This is a genomic window from Haloarcula salina, from assembly GCF_049603855.1.
GTDB classification, from domain to species: domain Archaea; phylum Halobacteriota; class Halobacteria; order Halobacteriales; family Haloarculaceae; genus Haloarcula; species Haloarcula salina_A.
On sequence record NZ_CP187146.1, the window covers coordinates 481,694 to 496,038 of the forward strand.

A 14,345-nucleotide genomic window follows, 5' to 3' on the forward strand; every position below is an offset into this window, starting at 1 on the left:
AGTTGGATGGTGTCGATGAGGCACAGTTACGTCGACAACTGCGCACAGAGACCGATGGGAGATGACATACCTCACGAGCATCGGCTGTCCAATAGAAAGAATCTGCGACAGCGATCGAGGAACTTCTCGGATACCCCCAACAACGGTGTATAACTGACTCATCACTGTTGTCGAGCACAGTTAGGTCGCGTTCGGAGACTTCTCAGGGCTCGGCCAATCAATTCGTCTTACCGACATGCTGTGAACGGAACTGACCACGACACTAATAATCTCGCCACCTAAGGCAGGCTATGACGAACCGATCTCGATACCCGCTCTCGTCCGTGACCGATTACTAGGATTCTAGGGGGCGGTACGTGTTTTGTGCCGTTGGCCGCTCACCTCTCGAGACGCAAGCGAATTCATCGATGAGGTCGCCGACCCGACTTCTTGGGCAGATATCGAGGAATCTCTGTCATGGAGACCGTCCATGGGAAGCCTCAATCTGTCGGCCCTGTACCGCCGTGTGCGTCCACGGAGAGATCAGTCTTTACGCTGGCCGCCTCTCATGAACTCAAACAGCAAGAGAGTTGATCTCGTGTGCTTTTCGGCTCGCATCCTCTTGGGAGGGGCCTCGGAAAGATAGAGAGTACGTTTCGTGTGCTTTCACTCGGTATGTCTGGCGATTTCTGTGCGGGTCTCCAAGACGATCGCCGGATCGAGATCGAGTTCGTACTCGTAGTACTGTCCGCCACTCAGGCCCTTGTTCTGATCGTGACGGCAGAGAAATCCCAGCATGTGGAGGTCCGAGAGATGATCCTGGATGCTTTTCAGGGTTGACAGCGGCGAGGCGGCATGTGAGTCGGCGACCTGCTCGTATTTTCGTTGGATCTCTTTCGACCGTGCCGGGACTTCATCCTGGGTCTGTAGGGTTGCAACCGCCTCCAGAATGTACTGTGCATGCTCGGTTTGGTCCCGGATCTTGTTCTCCAGTCGGCCACGCTGTACTTGCTCCCGTGCAGCTTCGATATGATCGTCCGTGACCGGCGACTCACCGTTTCGTTCGGCAAGTTCTGCACCAACACGGAGCAAATCAAGCGCCTGCCGTGCGTTCCCCATGTCCTGTGCGGCTAGGGCGGCCGAATTCGCGATTGCTGAGGTGTCATATGCCCCATCCACGAAGGCACGTTCTGCTCGATGCTCCAAGATCGTTCGTAGTTCACCAGCATCGTACGGGCTGAAGGAAATCTCGGTTTCCATCAACGTATCTTTGACTTTCGGCGATAGCGTCCGTCGAAATGTATAGTCGTTGCTGATTCCGATCACGCCTACCTTCGCATTCGAGACGTGACCGTTCGCTCGTGCACGAGGCAGTTCGTACAGGAGCGTGTTTGCTTCTTCCAGGTGGTCGATTTCGTCGAACACGACGATGTGTGTCCCACCAATCCGGTCGAGTTGTCGGTACAGTTCGTCAAACGCGTCTCCAGTCCCGAGTCCCCGCTTCGGGAATCGACTGGCGTGTTCTGGGAGCAAATCGTTGACGAGACTACGAACAACCATGAACAGCGTCCGCCCGTTACAGTTGATCGTGTGAATGTGGAGGTCGTCGGCCGTATCTCGCTTCGCTACTTCTTCACTGAGCTCGTCCATCATGTATTTCGTGACTGCTGTCTTCCCGAGTCCGGCTTTCCCGTACACGAAGACATTCTCTGGCTCACGGTTGAACAGCACATCCTGAAGTGCGTGGCTGTACGCTTCGATTTCCTCGTCACGTTCAAGGATTGTCTCCGGCTGATAGCTTTCCGTGAGTACCTCCTTGTCCGCGAACACCGTCTCTGTGAGATCATCGAACGGACTGGTCATGGATATCGCATCCAACTCGACATGAGTATATAAAACCAAGCGTTGTTTGTTTCGTATGCTACCGTGAAGATTGAGTTCCCATTGAGAACACCGTCACACTGGCCTGTGTCAGTAGAGCCGTGCGGAAAGCACACGAAACGTACTCTCTCATATCTGAGCTTGTCGCCACTATCGAAGTGGCAAGCACACGAAATCCACTCTCTTGGTAGTGTTTCCGATGTCGTCTCCAATCGTAAGCACACGAAACGTGCTCTCTCTTCATTAAACCGAGTTCACATGTGTCCTGTCTTCTCTTTTCAGATACTAATTAGTGACAGCTGTTATTTCATACCCGAGACAAAACTCTGAGACTGCTTCAAAGCTGTTTTATCGCTTTGTTAGTAGCTTATTCACCCTTCATAGCCGGCTCTATTGTCCGCAAGAGTACCTCTGTGAGCAAATTGAGTGCAACTAGGTGGTCTGAGTGGGGATGATTTGAGAGAGATGCCTGCTGGGTAATCAGATCGCGCCACGAACGTGTCTCGTAACGAAATGTCTCCGACTGAGTTGGTTTCCAGTGGTGACTTGCGCTCTCAAAACCACTGGAGGGAAACCGATTATGAACTCTCACTACCGGTTTTCCGATCGATGGGTAGTGACATTTTTCAAATCATATGGTAGCCACTGAAAGCCAACGCACATCCGATCGCACGATGGCGGTGCAATCGGTTTGTAAATCGTTTCAATTGTTACTATAGCTCGACACGTGCCTCTGTTGAGATAGGTGGGATTGGGACATCTGATACTGATAGCATACACGCTCGAATCGGACCGGATCGACAGCCTGTAAACTGTCCTCTTTTCCAGACACTCCCATTCCTGCATCTATTGGTGGAACGCATCAATCGTTCTTGGAGGCACTAGAACGTTATCTGTCTCCTGTGGGTCCCTTCGCTCGCAAACTATCGGCTTGGAGCACCCGTCAACGAAGGTTGGCTTTCTTTCTCCTGTCGGTGCCTGAGGCAGATTTCCCTCCAAGATGAGTGTCTCACCAGGCAAGAATATCGAATGTCTCCCAGTAATTGTATTCTGCAAAGGCAGCTGTGGGTATCACGACTCACCTGTTGGCATTGTTCCTAGTCCTACTTCGGACTCTACCCACTCCATCTCTTGCGGCCGCCAGTGGTGATTATGAACTACTAGTGGCTGTATTTAATCCTCGCAAACAGGATATTCGCCGTGGAGAAGCGTTTATACGGATTTTGGAAGCCTTCTTTGTTTAGCCAGGCCACGAGTCCATAACTTCTCTCAGTTTCTAAGCGTCTCTCCAGACGAATCGAATTTGAGATGATTTTGTACATCTTGCCGAGTTTACCCAAGTGAAATCCACCGGTAGAATATATTCAATTGGTTCCCAGACTCCCTGGATATCCACCGATAAGCACTAACAGCGGGCGAGCAGTCAAAGCCACGCCAGAATTGCAGCGAGCGGGGCGCTCCGTGGGAAACAGACCTGTCCGTTCCAAGAAATATAAAATACACAACTATATCCAACCTTAGATTGAATCGCACGATAGCGACGAGGGTTGGAAATTCGTTTGTGCTATGCCTATCAAAATAACTGAATAAGTTCACCGTGCCCAACATTTCCAAACTGGCGTTGAGTAGGGCGCTGTCACACGATTTCTGCCGCACTGATCTGTCAGAAACGGCATTCGCCGACTGGAATATCCATCGGTCTAGCCAGGTTCGACAGCGATCACACACGTTCTTTCGGTGATGATCTCTTGGGTTGGCCACTTGGAGATTGACAAAGGACGGTGTTCATCTGGTTTGTCGAACTCAATCGGCTCACACTAGCCTTGCAAATCGCACTGATCGGTTTGGTCGATGGGTTCAAGCAACTGATTGATAGTTACGGTAGCAGTAGAGCCGGGTTCGTCTCGGCCGGAGCAAGCGGTGCCGTGACGACCCGTCCCACTCACGATTCGTGGCCGTCCGCGAGCGTGCGTCGGTGGAAATCTTTCTGTGGGTGCTTCCGCCCAATTGTCGTTGCATCGACTGGAGAGCGGAGGAACATTCGTATTTTGCTGCGCTGCTATGCCCTCAAACCACACCATTGGTCCTTATTTCTGGTCGAGAAACACCCGCGTCAGGGCCGCCACTTCGGAGCGAAGCGCCCCCATATCGATCGTGTCTGTACCGTGATAGAGCCGCTTGTGCTCTTCTCGAACGATATCTTCGAGCGTCCGTTCGTAGAGCGTCTCGACCGTCACTGCTTGCTCACGGTGTTCGAGTGTGGCTGCAATCTTCCGGAACCGCTGTTGTGTCGCGTAACGGCGAGCAAGCGCGGTAGCGTCACCTTCGACCGGAATCGTCTCGTCGCCCTCCTGAAAGTCGGGATGGAGCAGTTTCGCGCGGCCGCCACGCTTGTTCCGAATTACGACGCCTTCGGCAGGCCCGTCGTACCAGACTGACTGCGGAATCTCGTAGCTGTCTGGATTGAGCTCCTGCGCTCGTCGCTCACGCTCAATGGCGTTGACAGATTGGAGGCCGAGACGGTCGAAAATACCCTCGATGACGTCCGGAGAGAGGAAGCGGTTGTCGTCGGCCGACCAGACGTCGAAGCCGAGAAACGACGGCGTTCGTTCCCAGTCGTAGTCGATTACGTGGTGGTGCATCGCTTCACCGAAGAAGATGTACGAATCGACATTGTCGACAGCACGCCGGAAAGCATCTCGATCAAGACCTTCACGTATGTCTCGGATGGCATGGCGGTACGGCTCTGGTACTGCGTTAGGATCCTCGTAAACGCGGTTTCGGTCGCCAAAGCGAAGTAGGCCCGACTCCCGAAGCTGAAAGCGCATGTTTGCCCCGTCTACCTTCTCCAGAATCCACAGATGGCCCTTGTGGAAGAGGTCGTCAGGCGCATCAGAGACGTGTGGAATCGACGGGAACTGTTTCATCCGGTCACCTGTCTTCCTCTAGCCTCTCAAGTGCCTCCCGATACTGCTCGGCATAGGGGCCGATAGCGTCACCGGCACGCTCTGCGAGCGCCGAGAGAGCATCCTGATACGCTTCGTCGGAGAGGTCGGCTGTTCGTACACACTCGACATAGCCGTCCAGCGCTCGCCGGAAGGTCTGTGCGTAGTGGTCGTATGCGGCGTCGATTCGGTCTTCGTTGTGCTCAATCTCCTCAGCGAGTGCCCGATAGACGGTCGCTGCTTCACGGTAGCGGTCGCGCGCGAGGTACTGCTGGGCTTGCTCGAAGAAGTGTGAGAAATCGATTGCCTCTGTTACGACGGGATACTCAGCAGTGTGATTGTCGAACAACTGTTCGATTTCGTCTCGGTATTCGTCGACCGAACGGCTGTCATTATCAAAACGGGCGCGGAAGCGGTCTCGGAGCTGTGGGTTCCGCGCAAGCTCGTCGAGAAGGAACGACTGTAGTGCATCCCGAGTCACGGTGTCGAGGATGCTCTCAATCTCTGCCTGCTCGTCGTCCGGTGGCGCGTCGGCGACTTCCAGCAGGACCGCGACGACGTGTTTGCACGTCCCCGGGCCGTCGTAGGGGCACGTACACGTGGCTTCGAACGGCGTCGTCGAAAAGTCGACTGCCACGTCATATGATCGTGAGCCCTGAACGTCGGCAGCTATACAGCCGCCAAAGCGGTGGACACGGCTGATGCGACCCTCCGACCGGTAGTTCTCTCCGCGCTCGAAAACCGCCTCCGTACAACGCTCACGTATCTGGTGCCTGTCAATCGACATAATTGACACGACAGGCACGCCACTCACTCGCTCGCAGTGATGTTCTCTGCGGCCATCTCAGGATCGACCTCGCCCTGCAATCGCCGTTCGGCTTCGTCGCGGTCTTCGGGATAGCCGATGTCGTTTCGCCAGCCGTCCATCCGGATGGCGTCGATGGTCCGCCCCGACTGGAGGAGGAGGTCGATGGCGTCGCTGATCTCGTACTCGCCGCGGTTCGAGGGCTGGACGAGGTGGCAGGCGTGGAAGATGGCCGGCGTGAACGTGTAGAAGCCGGTCATCACGAGGTTCGACGGCGGGTCCTCGGGCTTCTCGACTACTTCGGTGATCTCGCCGTACTTGTTGGTGTCACAGACGCCGTAGCGACTCGCCTCGTCCCACGGGACCTCCTCGACGAGGAAGGCGGCGTCGGCGCGGTCCTCCTGCTGACGGTTGACCACGTCCTGGAGGTTCGCCTCGAAGATGTTGTCGCCGAGCATCAGCATGAAGTCGTCGTCAACGTGCTCTTCGACGGTCAGCAGCGCGTGGGCGAGTCCGTTCTGCTCGCGCTGGTGCGTGTAAGTGATCGGCACGCCCTCGAACTCGTCTTCGTAGTGGTTGATGATGACTTGCTTCTTGTAGCCGACGACTACCAGGAGTTCGTCTGCGCCTAGTTCGATCAACTGCTCGAAACAGTGGGTCAAGATCGGCTTGCCTGCGACCTCTACCATCCCTTTGGGCTTGTCCTCGGTCAGGGGGCGGAGACGCGTTCCCTCGCCGGCTGCGAGCACGACAGCTTTCATATCAGTCCACTCGTCCGCCGGCCGGTAAAACTCTTGTCGAATATAGGACCCGAATTATAATATCCGCCCATCGACTACCCCTGCCCGATGAACGTCAGCATCGTCGGCAGCGGATATGTCGGCACGACTGTCGCGGCCTGTCTCGCCGACCTCGGACACGAGGTAACGACGGTAGACATCGACGAGGATATCGTCGACGCTATCAACGACGGGGACGCGCCGATCCACGAACCGGGACTCGACGAACTGGTCGCCGAACACGGCGGCGAGCGCCTGCGGGCGACGACGGACTACGACGTGATTCGGGAGACGGACCTGACGATGCTCGCGCTCCCGACGCCGTCGAACGACGATGGCAGCATCGACCTGCAGTTCATGGAGGCCGGGGCGGCGTCGGTCGGCGAGGCGCTGGCCGGCGGTGACGACGGCGACGGCCCCCACCTCGTCGTCACCAAGTCGACGGTCGTCCCGAACACGACCGAAGACCGACTGGCCGCCCGCATCGCGGCGGCCGGACTGGAGCGCGGCGAGGACTTCCTCGTCGCCTCAAATCCCGAGTTCCAGCGCGAGGGGACCGCCGTCGAGGACTTCCTGAACCCGGACAAGCTCGTCTTCGGAACGGACGACGAGCGCGCGACGGCGCTCCTACACGAACTTTACGAACCGCTTCGGGAGGCCGCCGACGGCGACGTGCCCGTCGTCGAGACGGGCATTCCGGAGGCGGAGATGATCAAGTACGCGAACAACACGTTCCTCGCGGCCAAGGTCAGTCTCATCAACGACATCGGGAACATCTGCAAGGAACTCGGCGTCGACGCCTACGAGGTGGCCGACGCCATCGGCCTCGACGACCGTATCGGCGAGCGGTTCCTCCGCAGCGGCGTCGGCTGGGGCGGCAGTTGCTTCCCGAAGGACACCGACGCCATCATCGCCGCGGCGCGCGATCTGGGATACGACCCAGCGGTCCTCTCGGCGGCCGTCGAACTGAACGACGCCCAGCCCGAGCGCCTGCTCTCGCTGCTCGACGACCACGTCGACGTGACCGGGAAGCGCGTCGCCGTCCTCGGACTCGCGTTCAAGCCCGGGACGGACGACATCCGGAACACGCGGGCCGTCCCGGTCATCGAGGGGCTTCGCGAGCGAGGTGCCGAAATCGTCGCGTACGACCCCGTCGCGACCGAGAACATGCGCGAGCGCTACCCCGACATCGAGTACGCCGACTCTGCCGCGGCGGCACTCGAGGGCGCCTCCGGCGCGGTCGTCGTCACCGACTGGGACGAGTTCGCGGCGCTCGACGCCGAGTTCGACGAGATGGCAGAGCCGGTGGTCGCCGACGGCCGCCGCGTCGTCGAACGACGCGACGGCATCACGTACGAGGGACTGACCTGGTAAGCGTCAGTCGCCGGTTCGGCGTCGGCGGTCGAGGACCGCCACTGCTCCGGCGACGACGACCGCGACGACGAGCACCCGCGGGTCCGAGGAGACATACAGGCTCGGCGTCGGCGGCCGCCAGTTCGTGAGCGGGTAGAGATACGCGCTCGCTCGTCCGTCGGCGTACACTCGCAATCCGTCGAGGACGAGCGAGGTGAGTCCGCCGAACGTCACGAGGCCGAACACGCGCGGCCAGTGTCGGCGGTCGAACGCCAGCGTAATCACGCCGGCGACCAGCAGGACGCCGCCGAGCGACGACACCGGTGCGTACGAGAACGGGATCCCGAGCGCGGCTTCGACGGCGTTGGAGTCGAGAACGATATTCAGCTTGACCAGGTCGGGGACGGCGGCGCCGCCCATCCCGACGACGACCCACCGCCGGTCGAGCCAGTCGACACGCCAGCCCGCGACTGTGAGGCACACGTACGGCACTAGGAGGTGGGTGAGCAGGTCAGCCATCTCTCGCCTCCAGCGTCCAGGTCGTTCGGTCGACGCGCCAGTACCGGAAGAAGAGTACCAGAAAGCCGAGTGCGCCGACGGCCGACGAGCCGTACTTGTACAGTTCCGCCCCGAAACTGCTGTTCACGACTTCGACGCGCTCGGCGGCGATGGTCCGTTCTGGCCTGATAGTGCCGTACACCTGGACGACCCCGCCCGGTTCGACCGGCGCGGCGACGCCGGTGACGCGGAGGCGGAGCACGGAACTCGGGGTGTCGGCTTCGACCACCATCTCTGTCCCGTCGACCGTAGCGACGGACCCGGTGACGAACGTTTCCTGGCCGACGTACCGGTCGTAGTCCGATTCGAGGGCTTCGGGACCCGGGTAGGGCCACCGGTCGTCCTCGGTTACGTCCGCGTGGACCGTGAGTCCGCCGAGACCGGCGAGCAGGACGAGCGCGACGAGCGCGCGATACCTCGCCTTCACGGGTTCGCCTCCGCGGTCGTCTCCGCTGGTCGCTTCGCACCACGCCGCTGCGCGCTCTCGACGATATCGACAGTACCTCCCTCGTAGACTGCCGTCTGCGACACGTCGACGCTCCCTCGCTCGCCCGAGTCAGACGTGGTTACGGCGTACGTACCGGGGTTGGCGACGGTCACGGCGAACGTTCCGGTGGCGTTGGCCTCGACCTGCCGAACGTACTCGAACGACGTCCCCGAGACGGTCCGGGTCGTCGCCACCGTGACCGTGGCGTTCGGCGCGGCCGTTCCCCGTATCGTCGCCCCCGGGACGACTGCGAACGCCCTGTGTCGTCCCGAATCGCTGACGTAGAGCGCCTGGTAGTGTTCCAGCCCGGAGACGTTTCCGCGCCGGCTTCCGTAGGACTCGTAGAGCCGGCTGTACATCGTTGTTCGATCGCCGACGTCGAGGTCGTCCAGGACGACGTAGCCCACGTCACCGTCGATTACGCTGTTGTAAGCGTCTCTCGGCGACCGCGAGGAGAGGAACTGGCCGTAGTTCACCTCGGCGTACCCGTAGCTCTCTGACTCGCCGTTGACGAAGTAGTTGTACATGCGGTTCCGACCCCACCGACTGAGGACGTAGTTCTCCGGGTAGTCGAGCTGGCGCTCCGTGGCGTCGTCCTCCATTGCGCTCGCCGCGCCGTACGCGCCGTCGCTGATGGTCACCTGACTTGTCTTGACCGGAACCTGGACAAGCCCGAGCGACCCGAACAGCAGGAACAACACGACCAGCGATCCGACGGTCCTCGCGTCGGGGACACGAACGTCCAGTCGGTCGGCGGCCCCGTCGGTCACCGGCCGGGCGATGTCGACCCACGACGCGGCCCAGACGAACGTGTAGCCGGCGAACAACGCGAGGAACACCGCCAGTTCGCCGACGAAGCGAACCTGTAGTACGGCCAGGCCGAACAGGAGCCAGCCGTAGCTCCCGACGACGAGCCAGCCCCGGTGTCCGTCGCGAGCCAGCTTGAGCCCCCGCCCCATCGCGGGGAGCGCCAGCGGGAGCGTCAGCCCGAGCAGGAACAGGAAGCCGAACGCGTCGGTGCTGAACAACCCGTACGTCTCCGCGACGCCGCCGGATCGAAGCAGCGTGCCCAACCGATCGCCGAACGCCGCCCACTGTTCGGGAAAGCCGAACCGGAACGCCGCGATCGCGAGAACGCCGGCGACGATGTCAACCGCCGCCAGCTGTCTGGCGGTTCCGTCCACCCGCCGCAGAAGTTCCTCGGCCGCGACCGCAACCACGATTCCACCAGCGAGCAGCGCCGGTGCGATGGCGACGAGCGTCGTCTGCCAGTCGGCAGTGAGGTGAACAACGCCGGTTAGCCCCGCCCCGAGGCCGACGCCCGCGAGCACCGGGCTGTTCGTGAGTAGCGACGACCGCCCAGCGTCGACATCGAGCAGCGTCTGTCCCGCGACGGCGAGCCCGATGGGGAGGAGCAGGAGCGGCCCCGCCTCCCAGGCCAGGACCTGGCCGGCGACGCCCACGCCGAGCGCGCCCGCGCCGAGCCACGGCAGGGGATCGCGAAGCGCGTCTCGGTCGGCAGTCGCGGTGAGTATTACCGCGAGCGAGAGCGCAGTGAGGCCCAGCCACGGGTAGTCGAAGGCGTGGTGGTCGGCGAACCCGAGGCTCGTTCGGAACGCGTGGCCCGGGATAAACGCCAGAAAGAGGACGGCAGCGAGCCCGACCCGGCGGTCGTTCGTCACCCGGAGCGCGAGCAGGTAGAGGAGGGCCGCGGAGACGAGCGCGGAGACGACGGGGTACCACGCGAGGACGTGGCCGATCGCGGCCTCGCTGCCGCCGAACAGGCTGGCGACCCACCAGAGCGTCGCGACCATGAGTGGCTCGCCCTTCGTCAGCCCCTCCGGGAGAACCGACAGCGCGCCCACGTCGGCGGCGTGGCTCGCCTCAGCGGCGACTTGCTCGACGTGGTACCGGTAGTAGTACGGGTCGTTCCCCGACAGCACGATGTCGCCGCCGCGATAGATCGACCCGACGACGTACGTGCGGGCGAGGGCGACGACGGCCAGCGCCCCCGCGAACAGGGCCGCGGCGCGCGCGTCGATCTCGAGGCTGACGCCGTCGAGGACCGATTCGCCGTCGCGGTCCGCTTTGACGGCGTCGGCCGACACGTCGCCGTCGAGGACGGCCCGGACGGCCTCGGGGTCGGCCAGCCGGTACTGGCCGTCAGCCTTCTCGACGATGCCCGCCGAGACGAGTTCGCCGAATCGCCCGGAGTCGACCGGCACGTCGTCGAACGTCCAGCTGTCCTGTTCGTCGTCGACGGGGAGAATCTCCCGCACGGCGGATTCGAGCTCGGGGCGGTCCTCGAGCGTCTCCAGCGCCCCGGGCTTGTCGCTCATGGTCCCACTCATTCCGGACGGGAGAATAAATCCATCGAGAGCGCGACCGCCGCCGCGGAGTCGGTCTCGCGACGGGGCTACCGCGCTTCCTCGGCGAACGCGTCTCGCACGGCCGACTCCACGTCGTGGACCGCTTCCCAGCCGAGCACGTCAGCCGCGCGGCTGGTGTCGACGGGGAAGGAGTCGACGAGCGTCTCGTCGTCGCCACGGGGGTTCTCCACGAGTTCGACGTCAGCGTCGATGTCGGCCACCTCGGCGGCGACGTCCCTGACCAGTTCGGCCACGGTGTGGACGCTCGGGTCCTCGTCGCTCGCGATCTCGTACTTCTCGACGCCTGTCTCGCCCGCGTCCAGTTGCTCCACCAGGCGCTCGCAGCTGTCGACGTAGGCGCGGGCCACGTCCTTGACGTGGATGAAATTCCGCGACTGGGTGCCGGGCTCGTAGACCGTCAGCGTCTCGCCGGCGAGCGCGCGGCGCACGAAGAAGTTGATGACGGTCCCCTTCGAGACCGTCTGGCCCTCGATCTCGTGGCCGCCGTAGAGGTTCGAGATCATGAACTGGTGGGCCGGGAACGCGCCGTCGGCGTACTCCTCGATGGCGCGCTCGTTGAGCAGTTTCGTCCGCCCGTACCAGTTCAGCGGGTCGCGCGGGTGCTCGACCGTGATGGGGAACTCCGTCGGGTCGCCGATGACCGCCATCGAGAACGGGAAGATCATCGCCGCGTCGGTCTTGCGACAGAACCAGGCGACGTTTTCTGTCCCCCGAACGTTCACCTCGTAGGCCAGGTCCTGCTTCTCCTCGCAGTCGTCGACGCCGGAGATGGCGGCCAGGTGCATCACCACGTCAGCGCCTGACAGCGCCGCTTCGAGTCGGTCGCGGTTCCGTATGTCGACGTGGTCGACGTCCACGTCGCCGATGGACTGGACCGTTCCGCGATAGAAGTTGTCGAAGGCGGTGAGCTCCCAGTCGGGGTGGGCCTGCTGTAGCTCGGAGACGACGCGGCTGCCGATGTAGCCCGCCGCGCCGGTGACGGCGACGTGCGGGGAGTCGTGGGTCTCAGTCATTGGCTGTGGTGAATTTGTCTGCGAGGTCGCGGACGCCCTCGCGGAGCGTCCACTCGGTCTCGAATCCGGTGTCTTGCAGGCGGTCGAAGCTGACGTGGTAGGACGGCCCGGGGTGTTCGTCTTCGAGGTAGGTCACGTCGACCGGCGCGACCTCGTCGGCGACGACTTCGGCGACGTCCGCGATCTGGTAGTTCCCGGCCGCCGAGCCGACGTTGTAGACGGGTTCGTCCCACGCGTCGGGGTCGCAGACCGCCTCGGCGTAGGCGCGGGCGGCGTCGCGGACGTGGATGAACGGCCGCCAGTTGGACCCGTCGCCGTACACCGTCAGCGGCCGGCCGGTCAGCGCGCGGAAGACGAAGTAGTTCACGACGAGGTTGAAGCGGACGCCCGGCGCGTGGCCGAAGTTGGTGGCCATCCGGAGCGCCGTCCCGGTCATGTCGAACTCCTCGCAGTACTCGGACAGGAGCGTCTCCGACTGGAGTTTCGTCTCCGCGTAGGGGTTGATCGGGTCCGGATCGACCGTCTCGTCGATGTCGGTGCTGGTCGCGCGACCGTAGACGTTACACGAGGAGGCGAAGACGACGTGGTCGACGCCGAGTTTGCCCGCCGCGGTCAGTACGTTCTCCGTCCCGTCGTAGTTGATGGCGAACGTCTCCTCGCGGCGGTCGTGAGTGCTCGACGCGCCCGTGATGGCCGCGAGGTGGATGACGCGGTCGACGCCGCGCATCGCGCTCTCCACGTCGCCGTACTCGCACACGTCGCCTCGCCGGAACTCGAGGCCGTCGCCGAGCGTCCCGAGCAGCGCGCGCGGGGACCCGGTCGAGAGGTCGTCGAAGACCACGACGCTATCGACGCGGTCGTCCGCGCGCAACAGCGGGACCAGCGCGCTGCCGATGTAGCCACAGGCACCGGTGACCAGGACGTCCACGGCTCAGTCCTCGCTGAGAACGCCCGGCAGGAAGCGGTCCTCGTGGGCCTCGATGGTGTCGGCGTACCGCGTCAGCGTCTCGAAGATGTCGTGGACGCCGTCCTCGAAGGACTGGGACTGCGCGCCGATAAGGTCCGCGTAGCGGTCGTTCTCGATCTCCATCTTGTGGGTCTCGTCCTCGTCGCGGGGGTTCTCGAAGTGCTCGACGGCGACATCCAGGTCGAACTCGCTGCCGACCTCGGCGATGGTCTCCGCGATCTCGACGATGCTGATGGCCCGCGTGACCTGGTTGTAGACCGTCAGCCCGTCCGGTCGGTCGCCGGGGTCGGCCAGCGCGACTTCGGCCAGCCCCTCGACGGTGTCTTCGAGCGAGATGAACGGCTTGCGCTGCTCGCCCTTGCCGTAGACGGTGACCGGGTAGCCCGCGACCGCCTGCGCACAGAAGCGGTGCGTGACGGTCCCGAAGTAGTAGTCGAAGTCGAAGCGGGTCTTGAGGCGGTCGTCCGCGCGGGTCTCCTCGGTCTCGGTCCCGTAGACGATGGCCGTGCGAACGTCCGAGATCGGAATGTCGAACTGCTTGTGGGCCAGCCGCATATTGGCCGCGTCGTGGGACTTCGTGAGGTGGTACCAGCTCCCGGCCATCGCCGGGAACGGCACGTCGTCGCGCTCGCCCTGGTTCTCCATCGTCGCGCCGCCCTCGGGGATGGGGAACTCCGGCGCGCCGTAGACGCCGGTCGTCGTCGTCTCGACGAAGTGGGTGTCCGTGAGGTCGTGCTCTTCGAGGCCCCACAGGAGGTTCCGCGTCGCCTGGAGGTTGTTGTGCTGGGTGTAGTTGGCCCGCTCGCCGTTGATCTGGGAGTACGGCGCGGAGGGCTGGGCTGCGGTGTGTACGATCACGTCGGGCTCGTGGACCGACAGCAGTTCGTCGACGAAGGACTTCTCGACGAGGTCGCCCTCGACGAACGAGAGGTTCGTCAGACCGTGGACCTCGCGGGCCGCCTCCAGACGCGCGTCGATGCTCGCGACCGGCGTCGCGCTCGTCGCGCCGACTTCCTCGACCCACTCCCGGCGCGCGAAGTTGTCGACGAGCAGCACGCGGTCGTCCGTCCGATCAGCGATGCGTAGCGCGGCCGGCCACCCGACGTAGCCGTCGCCGCCTGTGATGAGGATCGTCATAGTTACTCAAATAGTGAGTAACTGCGGTGTATAATCAATCTTCTGGTCAAC

The 14,345-nt window shown here is 62.3% G+C and carries 11 protein-coding genes; 1 reads left to right on the forward strand and 10 read right to left on the reverse strand.

Annotated elements, in window-relative coordinates; all coding sequences use genetic code 11:
- Nucleotides 1–645 precede the first annotated feature (645 nt).
- The 4 genes from ACOZ4I_RS02435 to aglF all read right to left on the reverse strand — a co-directional run bounded on the left by ACOZ4I_RS02435 (nt 646) and on the right by aglF (nt 6,371).
- Nucleotides 646–1,842 carry an orc1/cdc6 family replication initiation protein gene (locus tag ACOZ4I_RS02435; RefSeq protein ID WP_424002672.1) on the reverse strand — a complete coding sequence of 399 codons (1,197 nt, stop codon included), beginning with the start codon at nt 1,840–1,842 and terminating at the stop codon, nt 646–648.
- A gap of 2,105 nt (nt 1,843–3,947) precedes the next feature.
- Complete coding sequence (locus ACOZ4I_RS02440; protein WP_424002674.1) at nt 3,948–4,787, reverse strand: RNA ligase family protein; 840 nt, start codon at nt 4,785–4,787, stop codon at nt 3,948–3,950.
- A gap of 4 nt (nt 4,788–4,791) precedes the next feature.
- The gene (locus ACOZ4I_RS02445) at nt 4,792–5,610 is read right to left on the reverse strand and encodes an SWIM zinc finger family protein (protein WP_424002676.1); all 819 of its coding nucleotides are present in this window, start codon (nt 5,608–5,610) and stop codon (nt 4,792–4,794) included.
- Between the two features lie 5 nt (nt 5,611–5,615).
- Nucleotides 5,616–6,371: a UTP--glucose-1-phosphate uridylyltransferase AglF gene (aglF, locus tag ACOZ4I_RS02450; protein WP_424002678.1), complete on the reverse strand. Its 756-nt coding sequence runs from the start codon at nt 6,369–6,371 to the stop codon at nt 5,616–5,618.
- Between the two features lie 87 nt (nt 6,372–6,458).
- On the opposite strand from aglF, the gene aglM reads away from it, so the two are divergent.
- Entirely contained in the window at nt 6,459–7,763 is a 1,305-nt protein-coding gene (gene aglM / locus ACOZ4I_RS02455) for a UDP-glucose 6-dehydrogenase AglM (RefSeq protein WP_424002680.1), read from the forward strand.
- A 3-nt stretch (nt 7,764–7,766) separates the two neighbouring features.
- On the opposite strand, the gene ACOZ4I_RS02460 is transcribed toward aglM, so the two are convergent.
- From ACOZ4I_RS02460 to ACOZ4I_RS02485, 6 genes are all read right to left on the reverse strand, one after another.
- Complete coding sequence (locus ACOZ4I_RS02460) at nt 7,767–8,261, reverse strand: hypothetical protein (RefSeq protein WP_424002682.1); 495 nt, start codon at nt 8,259–8,261, stop codon at nt 7,767–7,769.
- Entirely contained in the window at nt 8,254–8,727 is a 474-nt protein-coding gene (locus tag ACOZ4I_RS02465; protein ID WP_424002684.1) for a hypothetical protein, read from the reverse strand. Before ACOZ4I_RS02465 ends, ACOZ4I_RS02460 begins: the two co-directional genes overlap by 8 nt.
- The gene (locus ACOZ4I_RS02470; protein ID WP_424002686.1) at nt 8,724–11,126 is read right to left on the reverse strand and encodes an STT3 domain-containing protein; all 2,403 of its coding nucleotides are present in this window, start codon (nt 11,124–11,126) and stop codon (nt 8,724–8,726) included. Before ACOZ4I_RS02470 ends, ACOZ4I_RS02465 begins: the two co-directional genes overlap by 4 nt.
- 77 nt (nt 11,127–11,203) lie before the next feature.
- The gene (locus ACOZ4I_RS02475; protein WP_424002688.1) at nt 11,204–12,190 is read right to left on the reverse strand and encodes an NAD-dependent epimerase/dehydratase family protein; all 987 of its coding nucleotides are present in this window, start codon (nt 12,188–12,190) and stop codon (nt 11,204–11,206) included.
- A complete protein-coding gene (locus tag ACOZ4I_RS02480; protein ID WP_424002690.1) occupies nt 12,183–13,118 on the reverse strand; it encodes an NAD-dependent epimerase/dehydratase family protein in 936 nt (311 codons plus the stop codon). Before ACOZ4I_RS02480 ends, ACOZ4I_RS02475 begins: the two co-directional genes overlap by 8 nt.
- 3 nt (nt 13,119–13,121) lie before the next feature.
- Nucleotides 13,122–14,294, reverse strand: coding sequence for an NAD-dependent epimerase/dehydratase family protein (locus ACOZ4I_RS02485; protein WP_424002692.1), 1,173 nt, complete (start codon nt 14,292–14,294; stop codon nt 13,122–13,124).
- Between the last annotated feature and the right edge of the window lie 51 nt (nt 14,295–14,345).

Excerpts from the sequence above, each read along its gene's own strand:
- aglM (WP_424002680.1), top strand. The coding sequence starts at position 6,459 with ATGAACGTCAGCATCGTCGGCAGCGGATATGTCGGCACGACTGTCGCG.
- ACOZ4I_RS02485 (WP_424002692.1), bottom strand. The coding sequence starts at position 14,294 with ATGACGATCCTCATCACAGGCGGCGACGGCTACGTCGGGTGGCCGGCC.
- aglF (WP_424002678.1), bottom strand. The coding sequence starts at position 6,371 with ATGAAAGCTGTCGTGCTCGCAGCCGGCGAGGGAACGCGTCTCCGCCCC.
- ACOZ4I_RS02470 (WP_424002686.1), bottom strand. The coding sequence starts at position 11,126 with ATGAGCGACAAGCCCGGGGCGCTGGAGACGCTCGAGGACCGCCCCGAG.
- ACOZ4I_RS02475 (WP_424002688.1), bottom strand. The coding sequence starts at position 12,190 with ATGACTGAGACCCACGACTCCCCGCACGTCGCCGTCACCGGCGCGGCG.
- ACOZ4I_RS02440 (WP_424002674.1), bottom strand. The coding sequence starts at position 4,787 with ATGAAACAGTTCCCGTCGATTCCACACGTCTCTGATGCGCCTGACGAC.
- ACOZ4I_RS02435 (WP_424002672.1), bottom strand. The coding sequence starts at position 1,842 with ATGACCAGTCCGTTCGATGATCTCACAGAGACGGTGTTCGCGGACAAG.
- ACOZ4I_RS02460 (WP_424002682.1), bottom strand. The coding sequence starts at position 8,261 with ATGGCTGACCTGCTCACCCACCTCCTAGTGCCGTACGTGTGCCTCACA.